The sequence below is a fragment of the Curtobacterium sp. MCSS17_016 genome (assembly GCF_003234255.2).
GTDB classification, from domain to species: domain Bacteria; phylum Actinomycetota; class Actinomycetes; order Actinomycetales; family Microbacteriaceae; genus Curtobacterium; species Curtobacterium flaccumfaciens.
Window position 1 is genome coordinate 328,351 of sequence record NZ_CP126254.1, and the last position, 17,676, is coordinate 346,026.

At 71.0% G+C, this 17,676-nt stretch carries 14 protein-coding genes; 6 read left to right on the forward strand and 8 right to left on the reverse strand.

Annotated elements, in window-relative coordinates:
* Positions 1–162 precede the first annotated feature (162 nt).
* From DEJ19_RS01660 to DEJ19_RS01675, 4 genes are all read left to right on the forward strand, one after another.
* The gene (locus DEJ19_RS01660; RefSeq protein ID WP_111233192.1) at positions 163–2,196 is read left to right on the forward strand and encodes a beta-galactosidase; all 2,034 of its coding nucleotides are present in this window, start codon (positions 163–165) and stop codon (positions 2,194–2,196) included.
* Positions 2,193–3,107, forward strand: a complete 915-nt coding sequence (locus DEJ19_RS01665; RefSeq protein ID WP_027467229.1) for a carbohydrate ABC transporter permease — start codon at positions 2,193–2,195, stop codon at positions 3,105–3,107. The genes DEJ19_RS01660 and DEJ19_RS01665 overlap by 4 nt, the downstream gene beginning before the upstream one ends.
* Entirely contained in the window at positions 3,104–4,054 is a 951-nt protein-coding gene (locus DEJ19_RS01670; protein WP_228516621.1) for a carbohydrate ABC transporter permease, read from the forward strand. Before DEJ19_RS01665 ends, DEJ19_RS01670 begins: the two co-directional genes overlap by 4 nt.
* A 62-nt stretch (positions 4,055–4,116) precedes the next feature.
* Complete coding sequence (locus tag DEJ19_RS01675; protein WP_111233191.1) at positions 4,117–5,457, forward strand: ABC transporter substrate-binding protein; 1,341 nt, start codon at positions 4,117–4,119, stop codon at positions 5,455–5,457.
* Between the two features lie 142 nt (positions 5,458–5,599).
* Here DEJ19_RS01675 and DEJ19_RS01680 read toward each other — a convergent pair whose 3' ends face one another.
* The 4 genes from DEJ19_RS01680 to aztB are packed head-to-tail and all read right to left on the reverse strand — an operon-like array spanning position 5,600 to position 9,793.
* Complete coding sequence (locus DEJ19_RS01680) at positions 5,600–6,778, reverse strand: hypothetical protein (RefSeq protein ID WP_111233190.1); 1,179 nt, start codon at positions 6,776–6,778, stop codon at positions 5,600–5,602.
* Between the two features lie 26 nt (positions 6,779–6,804).
* A complete protein-coding gene (locus DEJ19_RS01685) occupies positions 6,805–7,707 on the reverse strand; it encodes a metal ABC transporter substrate-binding protein (RefSeq protein ID WP_258375678.1) in 903 nt (300 codons plus the stop codon).
* Positions 7,704–8,903, reverse strand: a complete 1,200-nt coding sequence (locus DEJ19_RS01690) for a YncE family protein (RefSeq protein WP_111233189.1) — start codon at positions 8,901–8,903, stop codon at positions 7,704–7,706. Before DEJ19_RS01690 ends, DEJ19_RS01685 begins: the two co-directional genes overlap by 4 nt.
* Positions 8,900–9,793: a zinc ABC transporter permease AztB gene (aztB, locus tag DEJ19_RS01695; protein WP_111233188.1), complete on the reverse strand. Its 894-nt coding sequence runs from the start codon at positions 9,791–9,793 to the stop codon at positions 8,900–8,902. The genes DEJ19_RS01690 and aztB overlap by 4 nt, the downstream gene beginning before the upstream one ends.
* 50 nt (positions 9,794–9,843) lie before the next feature.
* Between aztB and aztA the strand changes: the two genes are divergently transcribed.
* Positions 9,844–10,488 (forward strand): zinc ABC transporter ATP-binding protein AztA, encoded by a 645-nt coding sequence (gene aztA / locus DEJ19_RS01700; RefSeq protein ID WP_258377392.1) that lies wholly within the window; start codon positions 9,844–9,846, stop codon positions 10,486–10,488.
* A gap of 336 nt (positions 10,489–10,824) precedes the next feature.
* Here aztA and DEJ19_RS01705 read toward each other — a convergent pair whose 3' ends face one another.
* Genes DEJ19_RS01705 through DEJ19_RS01720 form a run of 4 tightly spaced genes read right to left on the reverse strand, consistent with a single transcriptional unit; the run spans position 10,825 to position 15,578 of the window.
* Positions 10,825–12,057: an MFS transporter gene (locus DEJ19_RS01705; protein ID WP_111233187.1), complete on the reverse strand. Its 1,233-nt coding sequence runs from the start codon at positions 12,055–12,057 to the stop codon at positions 10,825–10,827.
* 53 nt (positions 12,058–12,110) lie between these two features.
* Entirely contained in the window at positions 12,111–12,848 is a 738-nt protein-coding gene (locus DEJ19_RS01710; protein WP_111233186.1) for a copper homeostasis protein CutC, read from the reverse strand.
* On the reverse strand, positions 12,845–14,401 hold the full coding sequence (locus DEJ19_RS01715; RefSeq protein WP_111233185.1) for a M81 family metallopeptidase: 1,557 nt from the start codon (positions 14,399–14,401) through the stop codon (positions 12,845–12,847). The genes DEJ19_RS01710 and DEJ19_RS01715 overlap by 4 nt, the downstream gene beginning before the upstream one ends.
* Entirely contained in the window at positions 14,394–15,578 is a 1,185-nt protein-coding gene (locus tag DEJ19_RS01720) for an ROK family protein (RefSeq protein WP_083404204.1), read from the reverse strand. Before DEJ19_RS01720 ends, DEJ19_RS01715 begins: the two co-directional genes overlap by 8 nt.
* Positions 15,579–15,805: 227 nt before the next feature.
* On the opposite strand from DEJ19_RS01720, the gene DEJ19_RS01725 reads away from it, so the two are divergent.
* Complete coding sequence (locus DEJ19_RS01725; protein ID WP_111233184.1) at positions 15,806–17,599, forward strand: peptide ABC transporter substrate-binding protein; 1,794 nt, start codon at positions 15,806–15,808, stop codon at positions 17,597–17,599.
* Positions 17,600–17,676 lie beyond the last annotated feature (77 nt).

Below are 17,676 nucleotides of genomic sequence, written 5' to 3' on the forward strand. Positions count from 1 at the left end.
GTGCAGCCGCTGGTGTTTGATCTGGGAGCGCTCCCAGAAACATCCGGCCCCGATCGGCCGGCCCGGACTGGGAGCGCTCCCAGAACACTGGGTGGCCTTCGCCGTCGAAGGGGTCGCACGCGACCGAGGCGGCCGGGGTCGCCCCGATCAGCGAGGATCCCCGTGACGACCACCACCCTGCCGACGACCGCCACCGGCGCGCTCGGCCTCGGCTCGACGGGCCTCGCGTTCGGGTGCGACTACAACCCCGAGCAGTGGGACCCCGAGGTGTGGGTCGAGGACGTCCGGCTCATGCGCGAGGCCGGCGTGAACCTCGTCGCGATCAACGTCTTCGGCTGGTCGCACGTCGAGCCGCGGCAGGGCGAGTACGACTTCGCCGCGCTCGACACCGTCATCGAGCTGCTGCACGGCGCGGGCATCGGGGTCGACCTCGGCACGGGCACCGCCTCCACACCGCCGTGGCTCACCACCGCGCACCCCGAGGTCCTGCCCGTCGTCGCCGACGGCACCACCCGCTGGCCCGGTGGCCGCCAGGCGTTCTGCCCGAGCTCCCCGGTCTACCGCGAGCACGCTCTCGCCCTGGTCCGCGCCACCGCCGAACGCTACGGCGACCACCCCGCCGTGCGGCTCTGGCACGTGTCGAACGAGCTCGGCTGCCACAACGCGCACTGCTACTGCGACGTCTCCGCCCAGGCGTTCCGCGGTTGGCTGCAGGCCCGGTACGGCACGGTCGACGCACTCAACGCCGCCTGGGGCACCTCGTTCTGGAGCCAGCGCTACTCCGCGTGGGAGCAGGTGCTGCCACCCCGCGCGACGCTGTCGTTCACGAACCCGGCGCAGACCATCGACTTCGACCGGTTCTCGTCCGACGAGCTCCTCGGCCACCACCGTGCCGAGGCCGCCGTCCTGCGCGAGCTGAGCGACAAGCCCGTCACGACCAACTTCATGGTCGCCGCGCACATCACGGCGCTCGACTACTGGTCGTGGGCCGGCGACATGGACGTCATCGCGAACGACCACTACCTGGACCACCGCCTGCCCCGGCCGCACGTCGAGCTCGCCTTCGCCGCCGACACCACCCGTGGCCTGGCCGGCGGCGCCCCCTGGCTGCTCATGGAGCACTCGACGGGTGCCGTCAACTGGCAGCCGCACAACGTCGCGAAGGCCCCGGGCGAGATGCTCCGGAACACCGCGGCGCACATCGCCCGCGGGGCCGACGGGGTCTGCTTCTTCCAGTGGCGCGCATCCGTGCAGGGCAGCGAGAAGTTCCACTCGGCGCTGCTGCCGCACGCCGGCACCGAGTCGGGGACCTGGCACGACGTGGTCGCGCTCGGCGCCCTGGTCGAGCGGCTCGGCGAACTGCGCGGGTCGCGCGTCGTCGCCGACGTCGCGCTCGTGTTCAGCTGGGAGAACCAGTGGGCGGCCGACCTGGAGGCCCACCCCAGCACCGCGCTCCGCTACCTGGAGCAGGTCCACGCGTTCCACGCCGCGCTCTGGGACCTCGGCGTGACCGTCGACGTCGTCGCCCCCGGTGCACCGCTCGACGGGTACGCGCTCGTCGTCGTCCCCGAGCTGTACCTGGTCCGCGACGAGCACGCGGACGTCATCGCCGACCACGTCGCCGGCGGCGGGCACGCGATCGTCAGCTGCTTCAGCGGCATCGTCGACGAGCGCGACCGGGTCCGCACCGGTGGCTACCCGGGCGCCTTCCGTGACCTGCTCGGCGTGCGGGTGGACGAGTTCCTCCCGCTCGCCGCCGACGCCACGATCGCGCTGTCCGACGGCACGACCGGCAGCGTCTGGTCGGAGCCGGTCGAGCTGCGCGGTGCGACGAGCGTCGTCGACTACGCCGAGGGCCCGCTCGCCGGCCGTCCGGCCGTCACCCGCCACGAGCACGGCGCCGGGACCGCCTGGTACACGTCCACGGTGCTCGACGCCGGTGCGCTGGGCGGGTTCGTCCACCGCGTCCTCGACGAGGCCGGGGTGCGCGCCGACCCCGCCGTCCGCCCCGGACTCGAGGTCGTGCGTCGCCGGGACGACACCCACGAGTGGGTCTTCCTGCTGAACCACTCCGACCGCACCGTGGAGCACCACGAGGCCGGCCACGAGCTCGTCGCCGACCGCCCCGTCACCGGGACCACCGCCATCGCCCCCGGCGGGACCCAGATCATCCGCACCGACAGGAACCGCTCATGACCACCACCGCACAGTCGCCCAGCGCGACCCGACGACGCCGGGGCGGCGGGTTCCGCTACCGCCGCGCCATCGCGATCTTCGTCCTGCCGTTCGCCGTCCTGTTCACGGCGTTCTACCTGGTCCCCATCCTCTACGCCGTGTGGGAGTCGCTGCAGAAGATCGAGCGGCAGGGCACGTTCGGCGCCCCGACGCAGGTCTTCGGCGGTCTGAGCCAGTACGCCCTGGTGTTCCAGGACGGCGAGTTCTGGAGCTCCGTGCTCCGCGTGCTGCTGTTCGGTGTCGTGCAGGTGCCGGTGATGCTCGGGCTCGCGCTGCTGTTCGCCCTGCTGCTCGACTCCCCGCTGCTGCGCGGCAAGCGGTTCTTCCGCCTGGCGTTCTTCGCGCCGTACGCGGTGCCCGGCGTCATCGCCGCGATCATGTGGGGCTACCTCTACGCCCCCGACCTGTCGCCGTTCTCCGCGGTGACCTCGCGGGTCGACCTGCTCGGCGGCAGCACCGTGCTGTGGGCCGTCGCCAACGTCGTGACCTGGGTCTACGTCGGCTACAACATGCTCATCATCTACTCGTCGCTCCTCGCGATCCCCGCCGAGGTGTACGAGGCGGCGAAGCTCGACGGTGCGTCCCAGCTCCGGATCGCCCTGTCGATCAAGATCCCGCTCGTGGTGCCGGCCATCGTCCTCACCGCGGTGTTCTCCGTCATCGGCACGCTGCAGCTGCTGACCGAGCCGACCGTGTTCCGCCAGTTCACCTCGACCATCTCGTCGACGTTCACGCCGAACATGCTCGTCTACTCGACGTCCTCGGTGCCGAACTTCAACCTCGCCGCGGCGTTCTCGGTCGTCCTCGCCGTCGCCACGTTCGTCCTGTCGATCGGGTTCCTCCGACTGACCCAGCGGAAGGCCGCCGAATGACCGTCAACGCCCCGTCCCAAGGTGACCTCGTCCGCGACGTCGGCCGACCGCTCGAGCCGAACCGGGCCTCCCGTCCGCACCAGCGCGGAGCGCGCGGTCCCCGTGAGAGCGTCATCTCGCGCAGCGCCGCGATGATCGTGATGGGGGTTTTCACCCTCTACTTCCTGCTGCCGATCTTCTGGCTGCTGGTCTCGTCCACCAAGACCGCCGCGAACTTCAACTCGACGTTCTCGCTGTGGTTCAGCGCCACCTCGGTGCAGGACTTCTTCGGCAACCTCGTCGAGCTGTTCACGCGGCAGGACGGCATCTACCTGCGCTGGCTGCTGAACAGCATCGCCTACGCCGGGGTCGCCGGCCTGCTCGGCACCGTGCTCTCCGCGATGTGCGGGTACGCCCTGGCCAAGTACCGGTTCCGCGGCCGCGAGGTCCTGTTCAACGTGTTCCTCGGCGGCGTGCTCGTGCCGGCGACCGCCCTGGCCCTGCCGCTGTTCCTCATCTTCAGCCAGGTCGACCTGACCGACACGTTCTGGTCGGTGTTCCTGCCGAGCATCGTCAGCCCGTTCGGCGTCTACCTGTCACGGCTGTTCGCGGCGTCGAGCGTGCCCGACGAGATCATCGAGGCCGCCCGCATCGACGGTTCCGGCGAAGTCCGCACGTTCTTCACCGTGGCCGTGCGGCTCATGTCGCCCGCGCTCGTGACGATCTTCCTGTTCCAGTTCGTCGCCGTGTGGAACAACTTCTTCCTGCCGCTCGTGATGCTCCGCGACTCGTCGCTGTTCCCCGTCACCCTCGGCCTCTACACGTGGAACTCGAGCGTGAACCAGTACCCGGACCTGCGCACCCTCGTGCTCATCGGGTCGTTCGTCTCGATCATCCCGCTGCTCATCGCCTTCCTGAGCCTGCAGCGCTTCTGGCGCTCGGGCCTCGGCTCCGGCGGCCTGAAGTAGCCCCTCGACCCGCACCCCTTCCCGCACCAGCTCTCCCCACACCACATCCGAACGGAAACAGCATGAAGACAACGAAGTTCCTCAGCGTCGCCGCGATCGCCGTGGCCGCCACCGTGGCCCTCGCCGGCTGCAGCACCGGTGGCAGCAGCAGCAGCGGCGGTGGATCCGACACCGCGGCCGCCAGCTGCAAGCCCTCGGACGGCAAGGTCACCCTCGACTTCACGACCTGGGTGCCGAACATGGACAAGGTCGTCGCGATCTGGAACAAGGCCAACCCGGACATCCAGGTCAAGGTCTCGATCGTCGCGAACGGCAACAGCGGCACCTACCAGAACTTCTTCAACCAGCTGAAGGCCAAGCAGGCGCCGGACATCGGCCAGGTCGAGTACGACACCCTGCCGGCGTTCCGCGTGCAGGGTGGCCTCGAGGACATCGGCGCGTGCGCCGGCATCAGCGACGCGAAGCAGGACTTCTCCGACGGCCTGTGGAACCAGGTCACCTTCGGTGAGTCGAAGTCGGTCTACGCGGTGCCGCAGGACTCCGGTCCGATGGCGCTGTACTACCGCAAGGACCTGTTCGAGAAGGCCGGCCTCGACGCCCCGAAGACGTGGGAGGAGTACGCCGAGGACGCCGTCAAGATCAAGGCGCTCGGCGGCAACATCACGAACTTCGCCAAGGGTGACGTCAACCAGTTCGCCGGGCTCGTCTCGCAGGCCGGTGGCCAGTGGTTCGAGAACTCGGGCCAGGACTGGAAGGTCAACCTGGACGACGCCGCGTCGAAGAAGGTCGCCGACTACTGGCAGGACCTGATCGACAAGAAGCTCGTCAACACCCTGCCGAGCTTCACCGACCAGTGGAACAACGCCTACGACAGCGGCAAGGACTGGACTTGGGTCTCCGCGGTCTGGGGTGCGAACACCATCTCGAGCGGTGCGCCGTCGACCTCGGGCAAGTGGGCCGTCGCCCCGATGCCGCAGTGGAAGTCCGGCGAGACCAAGTCGGCCGCCTGGGGCGGTTCGTCGAACGTCGTCTTCGCGGGCAGCAAGCACCCGGCCGAGGCGTCGAAGTTCCTGGTCTGGCTGAACACCTCGACCGAGGCGCTCTCCGCCCTGAACAAGGAGGCCAACCTGTACCCGGCCTCGACGACCGGCGCCGACCTGCCGGCCCTGACCGAGGGGCTCGACTTCTACGGTGGCCAGAAGATCTACGAGGAGTTCGCCACCGCGGCGAAGGACATCCAGCCCTTCACCTGGGGTCCGACGATGACGCAGACCTACTCGGACGTGTCCGACGGCTTCGGGCAGGCGGCGTCCGGCTCGGGCACGTTGGCCGAGGCACTCGAGTCCGGGCAGTCCAAGACCATCGCGGCGCTCAAGGCGCAGTCGATCCCGGTCAAGGGCTGACGCACGGCGGCTGACGTCGCGCGGTCCACGCGCTGACGACGGACAGGAGGCCCGTGGCGGGATCGCCACGGGCCTCCTGTTGCGTCTCGGGTCGTGTTCCGGACCCCGCCGCGCGCTCGCAGCGCGCTCGTCTTGCTCGTCGCTACGCGACCGCGATCTCGTTGGGCACGCCCGGCAGCTCGTCGCTCGAGGCGATGACCTTCCCGGTAATCAGGTCGACCGCGTGGACCTTCCGCTCGGCGGGGTCGGTGACGTAGGCGACGTCACCCTCGACCTTCAGGGCCGGGTGGGCGTCCTGCCACTCGGTCGGGCCCTCCCACGCGTCGATCACCGGGTACGACTCCAGCTGCTCGCCGGTGGTCTCGTCGAAGGTGTGCAGGGCACCGTCGTCGCCGAGCACGACGGCCTCGTCACCGGGGCCGCGGGCGAGGTCGCGGAACGTGAAGCCGACGCCGTCGGGCATGTCCGCGACGGTGTACTTCCCCGAGGCCGCGTCGATCAGGGCGATCTGGTCGAGCAGGTAGCCCTCGCTGTCGGGGTCGTCGTTGTAGTCGCCGACCGCGACGGACGAGTCCTCGGTGGTGAACAGGTTGCCGGTGCGGCCGTACTCGGTCGGGGCGTCGATCTTCTCGAACGCGCCGTCCTGGTAGACCAGGGCGCCGTCGGTGCAGCCGAACACCGCGACCTCACCCTTGACCGCACCCTCGCCGTGCACGTCGGGGCACTCCTCAGACCGGGTGATCTCCGTGCCGGCGGCGTCCAGGGCGCGCACGCCGGAGCGGTGCTCCTCGGTGCCGATGGTCGTCAGGAGCGTGCCGTCCTCGAGCTCGATCGCGACGCCGTGGTGGGCGGCCTCGGACTTCGTCGTCTCGACCTCGGGCAGGTCGGCGCCGTCGAGCTCGGTGTGGTCGAACGTCGTCACGTCGCCGGTGCCGTCGGCGAACAGGGCGGTGCGGTCGCCGTGGACGACCGCGTGGCCACCGGTGTCGGCGGGGAAGACCGCGTCGGTCAGGGCCGGCTCGGCCTGCGTGTCGAGGACCCGGAAGCCCTCGGGCACGGTGACGAGCACGTGGCGTCCGTCACCGGCGGGGTTGACCCGGGTGAAGCCGTCGATCGCGTCGTCGGCCACCACTCGCAGGTCCTGGTCGAGGACGAGCAGGCCGCCGTCGTAGGTCAGGGTGATGCGGGTCCCGTCGGCCTTCGGGGTCGCAGTGGTGTCGGACCCGGCGTCGGTGTTCGTGGCGCACCCGGTCAGGGCCAGGGCGGCCGCGCCGAGCAGGGCGGCGGGCCACGCGGCCCGGAGCGTCTTCGTGTTCGTCATGTCGCTCACTGTATTGATTCTCATTCTCAATTACCAGTCGACAGGCCGTCGACGATGGCCTCGGTGTTCGAGCGCATCATGCCGAGGTAGGTGGAGGCGTCGCCGTCCTCGGTGAGGGACTCCGTCGCCAGCGGGCGGATCTCGACGTGCAGGTCGACCTCTTCCGCGAGCACCTCGGCCAGTCGCGCGGGCTGCGAGGCGTCGGCGAAGATCGTCCGGACCCCCGCCTCGTCGATGGCGTCGGCCAGGTCGCGCAGGTCGGCGGCGCTCGGAGAGGCCAGGGTGGTCCCGCTCGGGATCACCGCCCCGACGACCCGGAACCCGTAGTGGTCGGCCAGGTAGCCGAACACGTGGTGGTTCGTGACGAGCGCCCGGCGTTCCTCGGGCACGGTCCGGAACGCGGTCGTCATCGTGTCGTCCAGGTCGCGGAGCTCGTCCAGGTAGGCATCGGTGCCGGTCGGCTCGATGCCGGCGTCGCGCAGGTCCTGGTCGAGGGCCTCGACCACGTCGACCATCCGGGCGGGGTCGGTCCAGAAGTGCGGGTCGGGGCCGCTGTCGTCCTCGGTGGTCCACTCCAGCGGGTCGAACGCGTCCCCGGCGGTGGAGACCGGCACGCCGTCCTCGGCCGCCGCCGCGACGTGACGGGCGACCCCTTCTTCGAGCCCGAGCCCGTTCTCGACCACCAGATCGGCGCTCCGCAGTCGTGCGGCTTCCTGCGCGGAGACCTCGAACGAGTGGGGGTCGGCGCCCGGGGGCATGAGGACCATGACGTCGGCCTGGTCCCCGACGACTTCGCTGACGACGTCGCCGAGGATGTTCGTCGTCACCGCGACGAGGGGCCGGTCGGAGCCGGCGGTGGTGCACCCCGTGGCGACGAGGGCGACGATCGCGGCGACGAGACCCGCGGTCAGGATCCTGGTGCCGGTCACAGTCCGACCTCGGCGAAGGCGACGGGGGTGACGGGGAGTTCGATCGTGCGGGCGACCCGGGCGCCGTCGGCGTAGTCGATCTCGTGCACGGTGCCGTCCGCGGGGTCGGGCACGTAGGCGCGCTGGGCGTCGAGCTGCAGCATCGGCGCGGGGTCGTCTGCGCCGATGTCGATGAGCGCCGTCGTCGTGGCCACCTTCCCCGTCGAGGCGGTCACGACGACCACCCGGCCGGTGTCGTCGACGCCGACGACGTGCTCGTCCTCGTCGTCCACCGCGACCACGGCGCGCAGGGGTCGTTCGGTCGGTACGAGCCGCCAGGAGCCCTGACGCACGTCGAGCAACCAGAACCCGGTGGTGCCGGCCAGTCCGGCGACGGTGGGCCGGCCGGCGCGTGCGGCGAAGACGGTCGGACGCTCGGCGCCGTCGGGCAGGTCGACGAACGAGGGCTCGCCGGCGTCGTCCACCACGACCGCTCCGTCGGCGCAGCCCACGACGGCACCGGCGCGGGTGACGATCCCGCCGGCGGGGTCGGTGCAGGTCTGTGCGGTGCCGGCGGGGTCGGTCGCCTCGCCGTCCGCGTCGAGCACGCGGACCGTGTCGCCGTCGGCCGCAACGAGCTGCTCGCCCATCGGCAGCAGGACGCTCGCGTCGATCCGTGCGGTCTCGTCGACCTCGCCCTGACCCAGCGCCTCGCGGTCGAGCACGACGGCCTCGGTGCGGTCCGGCCAGGTGATCGTCGTCATGGTCTCGGACGAGCGCACCTCGACCCGGCCGCCGCCGTCGATCGTGCCCACCACCCGCGGCTCGGCGGCGTAGTAGTGCGTGTGGTCGCCGTGGTCGACGGTCCAGGACCCGCCGTCGACGATCGTCGTGCGGTCGGCGTCGCTCGTCACGAGGAACCGGCCGTCGGTCGCCGAGTGCTCCGGTGCGTCCACGTCGTCGAGTTCGGTGGTCTCCTCGGTGAGCAGGTCGTGCAGCGCGGTCGCGCCGGTCGCCGACACGGCCAGGAGGCGCACCTGGGGTTCCTGGGACTCGCTCGCGCCCGCCACGTAACCGTGGGGACGGGCGGTGCCGGTCGAGCGATCGGCCGACGGGGTGCTCGTGGAACAGGCGGCGACGGTGAGGGCCAGACCGGTGGCGAGGCCGATGGTGGACAGGAGGCGCGCGGGGGCGCGGCTGGTGGTCGAGTGCTTCATGCTCCCTCTCGAGACGGTGCGGCGGATCGTGGTGCTGCCGGTGCGGCCGCGCGCACCGGTGTGGGGATCGGGGTGCGCCGCAGGACGACGGCGGCCAGGGCGCGTGAGACCACGACGCTGCCGACGGCGACCGCGGCGATGCTCGCGCCGGCGGCGGTGCCGACGTGCCAGGACACGAGCAGCCCGACGAGGACGGCGGCGGCACCGATGCCGGCACCGAGGAGCATCGTCGAGGCCACGTGTCGGGTCCAGGCGCGGGCGGCGGCGGCCGGCGCGAGCAGGAGGCCCACCACGAGCAGGGTGCCGACGGCCCGGTACGAGGCGACGACCGCCAGGGTGACGAGCCCGATGAGCACGACCTCGGCCAGGCGCGGGTGCAGGCCGAGCGTCGTGGCCTTGCGGGTGTCGAACGCCAGTGCGGTGAAGGGCCGGTGGAACGCCACGGCGACTGCCAGGGCCACGGCTGCGGCGATCGCTAGGCCGCCGACGTCGGCCCGGGTGACGGCGAGGACGTCGCCGAACAGAATTGCGGTGACGTCGGTGGCGAACGACCGCGAGGACGACACGATGATCACGCCGAGTGCGAGCATCCCGACGAAGAGCAGGCCGATCGAGGTGTCGTACGACAGTCGGGCACGACGACGCAGTGCCCCGACGCCGAGCACCATCACACCCGCGCTCACCGCGGCACCGAGCACCGGCGGGATCCCGGTCAGGGTGGCGATCGCGACGCCGGGCAGCATGCCGTGCGAGAGCGCCTCGCCCAGGAACGCCATGCCCCGGACCAGCACCCACGTGCCGACCACGGCGCAGAGGACTGCCGCCAAGGAGCCGCCGACCAGGGCGCGCACCATGAAGTCGACGGAGAACGGATCGGTCAGCCAGGTCACGGTCCGAGACGCTACATGAAAATGACTATCGATACTGATAGCGTGCTCAGGTGCCCACGACCGAGCCGACCGACCCCGCCGACCCCCGATCCGCCGTCCACCTGGACCGGGTGACGGCCGTCCTCGGCGACCGGACCGTCCTCGACGGTGTGGACGCGGTCTTCCCCGCCGGGGTCGTCACCGCGCTCACCGGACCGAACGGCTCGGGCAAGTCGACGCTGCTCGACGTGGTCGCGGACGTCGTGCGGCCGACCGCCGGGCGGGTGACGGGCCTCCCGTCCGACGGTGTCGCCTACGTGACCCAGTCCGTGCCGCCGACCACGCTCCCGCTCACCGTCCGCGCGGCCGTCACGATGGGGCGGTGGCGCCACCGCGCGTGGTGGCGGCCACTCGGACGCGCCGACCGAGCGGTCGTGGATGCGCAGCTCGAGCGGATGGCGATCACGGACCTCGCCGACCGGCCCATCGAGGAGCTCTCGGGCGGGCAGCGGCAGCGCACGCTCGTCGCGCTCGGGCTGGCCCAGCGGGCCGGGGTGCTGCTGGTCGACGAACCGACCGCTGGCGTGGATGCCGAGTCGGCGGCGCTCGTGGTGGCGGCGCTCGCCGACGAGGCCGCGGCCGGGGTCGTGGTCGTGCACGCGGCCCACGACCCGGCGGTGATCGCCGCGGCCGACCGCGTCGTCACCCTGACCTGACCTTGCTTCCGGCGTGCCGATTCCGCAAAACACCGGTGTTCACCCGTTGAACCGCGGTTTGCGCGTGTTCAGCGCTCGAACACCGGTGTCTTGCGGACGCCGGAGCGGGTGGCGGTGAGGTCGATCTCGGACCGGGTGCGCAGGATTTTCTGAGATACGGCCTGATCTCAGAAAATCTGGTGCGTCGATTCTGAGATCAGGGAGTGCTCGTGTTCAGGCCGTCGGGACCGGTTCCGCGCCGTCCGGCTCGCAAAACACCGGTGTTCGCCTGTCGAACCGCGCTTCTCGCGTGTTCAGCGTGCGAACACCGGTGTTCTGTGGGCCCCGGAATGGCGGTCAGGGGCACGCGACGGCCACCGGGCCGGTCGGCGTCGGGTCGGCCGCGACCGGCTCGACCACCGGCACGGCGCTCGACTTCCGCAGCCCCATCGCGACGAGCACCACGGCACCGACGATCGCGACCCCGCCCGCCAGCCAGAAGTCGGCAGCCAGACCGAACGACGACACCGCGGCACCACCGAGCACCGAACCCGCGGCGATCGCGAGCTGGATCGTCGTGACGAACAGCGCGAGCCCGGTCTCTGACCCGGCCGGCGACGCCGTCGACATCCACGTCTGCATCCCGAGCGGCAGCGCACCCCACACCAAGCCCCACACGACGAGCAGCACGAAGACCCCCACGACGGAGTGGGCGAGCAGCGGCAGCAGGACGACGGCCGCCGCGAGCACGAACTTCGACGCCCCGATGGTGCCGAGGACACTGCGGTCGAGCGTGAAGCCCGCGGCGAAGTTCCCGACGATGCCCGCGACGCCGAACACCAGCAGCGCGATCGTCACGGTGTCCGGGCCGACGCCGACGAGCCGCTGCAGGTACGGCGCGATGTAGGTGTACGCGGCGAACTGGGCCGCGAAGACGAAGGCCGCGGCGATGAGCCCGACCCGGGCACGGGGCACGCGGAGCAGCGACCCGAGCGTGGCGAACCGCACCCGCTGCTGCGCGGGGATCCTCGGCAGCATCGCGAGCTGCAGGACGAGCGCGACGAGGCCGAGCGCCCCGCCGATCACGAAGCCGAGGCGCCAGCTGGCGAGCGACGACACGAGGGCGCCGAGCGGCAGGCTCACGACGGTCGCGACGGAGACGCCGGCCGTGATGAGCGAGGTCGCGCGGATCGTCAGCTCCGGCCGGACGAGTCGCCCGGCGATCCCGGCGCCGATGGCCCAGAAGCCCCCGATGCCGACACCGAGCAGCATCCGTGCGATCAGCAGCACCCAGAACGAGGGCGCGATCGCGGCGAGGCCGTCGGCGATGACGAGCAGCACGGTCAGGGACACGAGCACCACCCGACGGTCGAGTCGCGAGGTCAGGACGGTGACGACCGGTGCCGCGACGGCGCCGACGAGTCCGGTGGCGACGACCATCAGGCCGGCGGTGCCGATGCCGACGTCCAGGTCGTCGGCGATGGCGGGGAGCAGCCCGATGGGCAGGAACTCGGACAGGACGAGCACGAACGACCCGAGTGCGACGGACGTGACGCTGAGCCACCCGCGGCGCGCTGCTGACGATGTCATGGGGGCGTCAAGCGGGTTCCGACGGCCGCCATTCCCGTGTGACGGCGAGCGGGTCAGGCGTCGAGCGCGCGCCGTGCGGCCGCGACGACCTCGGCGTCGGTGACGAAGTGCGCGGAGCCGTCGTCCCCGGCGCCCATCGGCACCCCGGTGTGCGTGCTGTCCGCGGCCGGACGCTTGGCCGACAGGTGCACGGCGGCGGCACCGGTGGCGAGCAGTGCGCGGACGTCGGCGGGGGTGACCCCGGCGCCGGCCATCACCTGCACGGGCCCGGCGGCCTCGACCATGCGGGCGATCGTCTCGGCGCCGGTGACCGCGGTGGGGGCGGCACCCGAGGTCAGGACGCGGGTGAAGCCGAGCGCCGCGAGCGACCCGGCTGCGGCGACGGGGTCGGTCGCGTGGTCGATCGCGCGGTGCAGGGTGACCTCGGCGGTGGCGCTGACCGAGCGGGCGGCGTCCACGAAGCGGCGGAGGGCGTCCTCGTCCAGGGTCCGGTCGGGGCGCAGGGCACCGACCACGACACCGGCGGCCCCGGAGCGCAGGACCGTGCGGACCTCGCGCACCATGAGCTCGACCTCGTCGGGGGAGTGCACGAACCCGCCCGGGCGGCAGCGGACCAGCGCGTGCGCCGGGATCCCGGTCTCGTGGGTCGTCTCGACCAGTGCCTGCGAGGGGGTGAGTCCGCCGAGCTCGAGTCCGACGCAGAGTTCGACGCGGTCGGCGCCGCCGTCCCGCGCGGTGATCGCACCCGCCGGAGAGGTGACGGCGATCTCGAGTGCGGCGGTGGTGCTCATGCAGGGGCTCCGAGCGGTTCGTTGGAGGCGGGGACGATGCGGGCGCGGAGGTCCGGTGCCGTCGGGAACACTCGATCGTAGGGGAACATCGGCCGCTCGATCCTGTGGTGCCCGAGGCGCAGCAGGTCCTGGTCGACACCGCCCGGGGTGAGCGCGAGCATCCAGTCAGCGGACATGTCGAACAGCTCCGGTTCGAGGTACCCGATCTTCACGATGACGACGTCCGCCTGCCGCGGCGCCAGGTCGAGGTCGGTGAAGTCGTGCTCGTGGTGGTACGGCTTCCGCAGCTTCGTCAGGATCGCGAAGACGCTGCCGACCTGCAGCACGACCTCGGTCTCGGCGTCCCGGTCACCGTGCTTGATCGCGTGCACCCGCCCGGTCATCGTGATCGGGCCGGCATGCACGTGGTCCACCGACGCACCGGCGGTCACGGTGATCGTCGCACCGACGCCGGCGTCCACCGCCGCGGCGACCGCGGCCGGTCCGGGCACGCTCGCGTAGATGACGGTCGGGCCGGACGGGTCCTGGAACTCCGGGCGGGCGAGCACCTGCTTCAGGCCCCAGGTCATGTCCCCGGAGCCGCCCGCCGTGGGGTTGTCGCCCGAGTCCGAGACGAAGTACGGCTTCGCTGCGCCCAGGGCGAGCGCGGCGTCGAGGCACTCCTCGAACGTGCCGGTTGGGGCGACGAACACGAAGTCCTCGCGGACGTCCCAGAACGCCCGGGCGAGCCGCTCGGCACCGGCGGCGACGGCGGCCTCGTCCCACCCGGTGACGACGGTGACGGCCTGGTCGCGGGGCTGGTCGGCCCAGGCGTACCCGACCCAGATCGCGGCGTCGAGCACACCCTCGGTCTGCTCGACGAGCGGGACCTGCGCGTACAGGGACTTCGCCGGCTCGAGGCGGGTCGAGGTCTGCTCGCCGGGCAGCAGGACGGGGATCGGGATCCAGGCCTTCACGGGTCGCTGCGCACCGACGGGTCGTTCGGTGAGCACGTCGACGAGGTTCCGGACGGCACGCTCCTTCGTCTCGAGGGTGTCCTCGTGCGGGGCCATCCGGTAGCAGGTGACGAGGTCGACCTGGTGGGCGAGCTCGCGCGTGACGTTGCCGTGCAGGTCCATCGACGCGGACACGACGACGTCGGGGCCGACGACCGCGCGGATTCGACCGAGCAGGTCCGTCTCGGCGTCGTCGAGCCCCTCGACCACCATCGCGCCGTGGATGTCGTACCAGAGCCCGTCGACCGGACCCATCGCACCCAACCGCTCGACGATCTCGTCGGCCAGGGCTTCGTACGACGCCCGGTCGACGATCCCGCCGGGCAGCGCGTGCCCGATGAGCGCCCCGCGGAAGTCCGCCCGGTCGGCCATGGTCGCCAGGAACGGGTACCGCGCGACGGCTTCATCCCCGCGGTCCGGGTGGAACGCGGGGGCGTGGGTCCGGGTCGGCGTGAACGTCGACGTCTCGATGGCGAGCCCGGCGATGGCGATGACCGGGCGACGGGCACCAGCGGTGCTGGCGGGGGCGGCGGGGGTGACGGGACCGGTCTCAGACACGGACGCTCCTGTTCCTGGTGGTGGACTGGGGGATGGGCGCGGAGAGCTCCTCGAGCGAGGCGGCGAGACCCCGCTGCAGGGCGAACTGGCCGGCGCCGACGAGCCCGGCATCGGCACCGAGCGACACCGGCTCGATGGCCAGGTGCTGGGTCATCAACGGGTGGCAGCTCTCGTAGAGCTGGCTCCGCACGGCGGCGATGAACGGGTCGAGGGTCGACAGGATGCCGCCCAGGTAGACGGCGTCCGGGTTGAAGAAGTTCACGTTGGCGGCGAGCACCTCGCCCAGGTACTTGCCCGCCATCCGCACGGCACGGGTGGCCTCGGGGTGTGCGTCCGAGGCGAGCCGGACGACGTCGGCGGTCGAGGCGACGTCGACCCCCGCGTTCGACAGGATCCGGACCAGGGCGGCACCGGACGCCACCGTCTCCAGGCAGCCGGTGTTGCCGCACGAGCACGGGGTGTCCCCGGCGGCGTCGATCCGCACGTGCGTGATGTCCCCGGCCGCACCGGTCGACCCCCGGTAGAGCCGACCGTCGATGACGATGCCCGCGCCGATCGCCGAGCCGGCCTTGATCGTGATGGTCTGGCGTCGAGCGGGATCCTGGACGGTCTGCTCACCCGCCGCCATGCAGTTCGCGTCGTTGTCGACGATCGCCGGCAGGCCGAACCGGTCGCTCAGCCACGCGGCCACGGGGAACCCGTTCCACCCCGGCATCCGGCTCGGCAGGTCCACGACCCCGGCGACGACGTCGACGGGCCCGGGCAGGCTGAGCCCGACGCCCCGCAGCCCTTCGCGGCCACGGTCGTCGGCGAGCCGCTCGAGCAGCGCGGCCAGGCGCTGGAGCCCGGCGGTCGGACCGTCGGAGAGCGCGAACGGGACGTTCGCGACCGACTCGAGTGCGCCTCCAGGCAGGACCACGCCGATGCGCGCGTGCCCGCCACCGACGTCCGCGGCGACCGCGTACTCGTCGACGCCGCCGATGCGGAGCACCTTGCGGGGGCGACCGCCGGTCGAGACGTCGGTGCCTTCCTCGGCGAGGATCCCGTGCTCCAGGAGCTGGCCGACGACGTGCGAGACGGTCGACGGGGCGGCTCCGAGCACCTTCGCGATCTCGGTCCGGCTGGCGGCCTGCCCCGAGGCGACGAGCTCGAGGACGCGGGCGCTGAGATCGGCCACGACTTTCTCCAATCCGGGCGGAACGGGAGCGGAACACCGGTCGGTGGTCCGTTCTGCCGCGAGCCTACGGGGCGGATCGAGCGGTCCACCCTTTCGTCCGTTCCGCAGTAACGCAGTTTTTACATCGAGATGTTTGTTTTTCCAATCGCTTTGGTCCTTGACTGTCCTCGTGCCGCTCGGCACCCGTGCTCCACCTCCCCGAAGTCCCTCGCACAAGGAGACACCGCATGTCCAAGCCCCGTCGCTGGGCGCTCCTCACCGGAGCTGCGATCGCCGTGAGCGCGCTGCTCGCCGGCTGTTCCGGAGGCGGCAACGCCTCGCAGGGATCGACCGACGAGATCGACTACGCGCTCCCCGCCAACTTCACGCCGAACTGGATCCTGCCGATCGGCACCGCCGCGCACCTCAACACGAACAACGGCTCCATCGCCCAGTCGCTGTACGAGCCGCTCGTCGCCTACGACGGCTCCACCGGCAAGATCGCGTGGAACAAGGCCGGCTCCGTCGCCACCGACGCGAAGTTCGCCGACGACGGCAAGAGCGTGACCATGACGCTCGGCGACCGGCACTGGTCGGACGGCGAGGCGATCACGAGCCGCGACGTCGGGTTCTGGTTCAACCTGATCAAGGCGAACAAGGACCAGTGGGGCTCGTACTCCAAGGGCAAGGCGCCGGACAACTGGACCTCGTTCAAGGCCGTCGACGACACGCACTTCACCATCACGTTCGACAAGGCCTACAACTCGGACTGGATGCTCGCCAACCAGCTGAGCCACATCATCCCGCTGCCCCAGCACGCCTGGGACAAGACCAGCGCGACCGCGAAGGTGACCGACGCCGACGAGACCACCGCCGGCGCGAAGCAGGTGTGGAAGTACCTCAACACCGCCGCAGGCAAGATCTCCGACTACGCCACCGACGACCTGTGGAAGACCATCTCCGGCCCCTACGGCGTCAAGACCTTCACCACCGCCGGCAAGGTCACCCTGACGGCGAACAAGAAGTACGACGGCGGTGAGAAGCCGTCGATCACGACGGTGAACCTGCTGCCCTTCACCACGGCCGACGCCGAGGTGAACGCCGTCCGCTCGGGCGAGGTCGACTACGGCTACATCAACGCCACCGACATGGACCAGAAGTCGTCCTTCACCGGGAAGGGCTACGAGGTCGAGCCCTGGACCGGCTGGGCCATCACGTACATGCCGTACAACTTCAACAACCCCGACATGGGCGCCGTCTTCAAGCAGCTGTACGCCCGTCAGGCCGTCCAGATGTCGATCGACCAGACGTCGCTGTCGAAGGTGGTCTTCAACGGCACCGCCACCTCGACCTACGGTCCGATCCCGCAGGCACAGGAGTCCGACTACGTCTCCGACGTGCAGAAGTCGAACCCGTACCCGTTCAGCACCTCGAAGGCCAAGGACCTGCTGACCAGCCACGGTTGGGAGGAGCAGGGCAGCACGATGGTCTGCACCGACCCGGGCACGTCCGCCAGCCAGTGCGGCGAGGGTGTCAAGGAGGGCACGAAGTTCTCGATGCAGGTGCTGTCGCAGTCCGGTTCGACCGTGACCGACAACATGATGAGCGCGATCCAGTCCTCGCTCGCGAAGACCGGCATCGACTTCACCATCAAGACCGCGCCGGTGTCGAGCGTGCTGTCGCAGACCCCGACCTGCACCTCGGACGAGGCCAGCTGCGACTGGGACCTGTCGTTCTTCGGCACCGCGGGCAGCTGGTACTTCCCGGCCTACCCGACCGGTGAGTCGCTGTTCCAGACCGGCGGTTCGGCGAACTTCGGCAGCTACTCCAACAAGGAGATCGACTCCCTGATCGACGCGACCACCACCTCGACCGACGCCACCGCCGTGCAGGACTACAGCGCCGCGGTCGCGAAGGACCTGCCGGTGATCTGGCTGCCGAGCCCCGACTACCAGATCTCGGTCGTCAAGAAGGGCCTGTCCGGCTTCGACCAGGACTCGCTCGCCAACTTCCACCCGGCCCAGTGGAAGTGGACCAAGTAAGACCGTGACCACGGACGGGAGGCGCGGTGCGCGTCCGACGCGCACCGCGCCTCCCGTCCCTCGCACGTCTCCAATCC

Coding starts and splice junctions, on each gene's coding strand:
- DEJ19_RS01710 (WP_111233186.1), bottom strand. CDS start 12,848: ATGAGCACCACCGCCGCACTCGAGATCGCCGTCACCTCTCCGGCGGGT.
- DEJ19_RS01725 (WP_111233184.1), top strand. CDS start 15,806: ATGTCCAAGCCCCGTCGCTGGGCGCTCCTCACCGGAGCTGCGATCGCC.
- DEJ19_RS01670 (WP_228516621.1), top strand. CDS start 3,104: ATGACCGTCAACGCCCCGTCCCAAGGTGACCTCGTCCGCGACGTCGGC.
- DEJ19_RS01705 (WP_111233187.1), bottom strand. CDS start 12,057: ATGACATCGTCAGCAGCGCGCCGCGGGTGGCTCAGCGTCACGTCCGTC.
- DEJ19_RS01690 (WP_111233189.1), bottom strand. CDS start 8,903: ATGAAGCACTCGACCACCAGCCGCGCCCCCGCGCGCCTCCTGTCCACC.
- DEJ19_RS01680 (WP_111233190.1), bottom strand. CDS start 6,778: ATGACGAACACGAAGACGCTCCGGGCCGCGTGGCCCGCCGCCCTGCTC.
- DEJ19_RS01665 (WP_027467229.1), top strand. CDS start 2,193: ATGACCACCACCGCACAGTCGCCCAGCGCGACCCGACGACGCCGGGGC.
- DEJ19_RS01675 (WP_111233191.1), top strand. CDS start 4,117: ATGAAGACAACGAAGTTCCTCAGCGTCGCCGCGATCGCCGTGGCCGCC.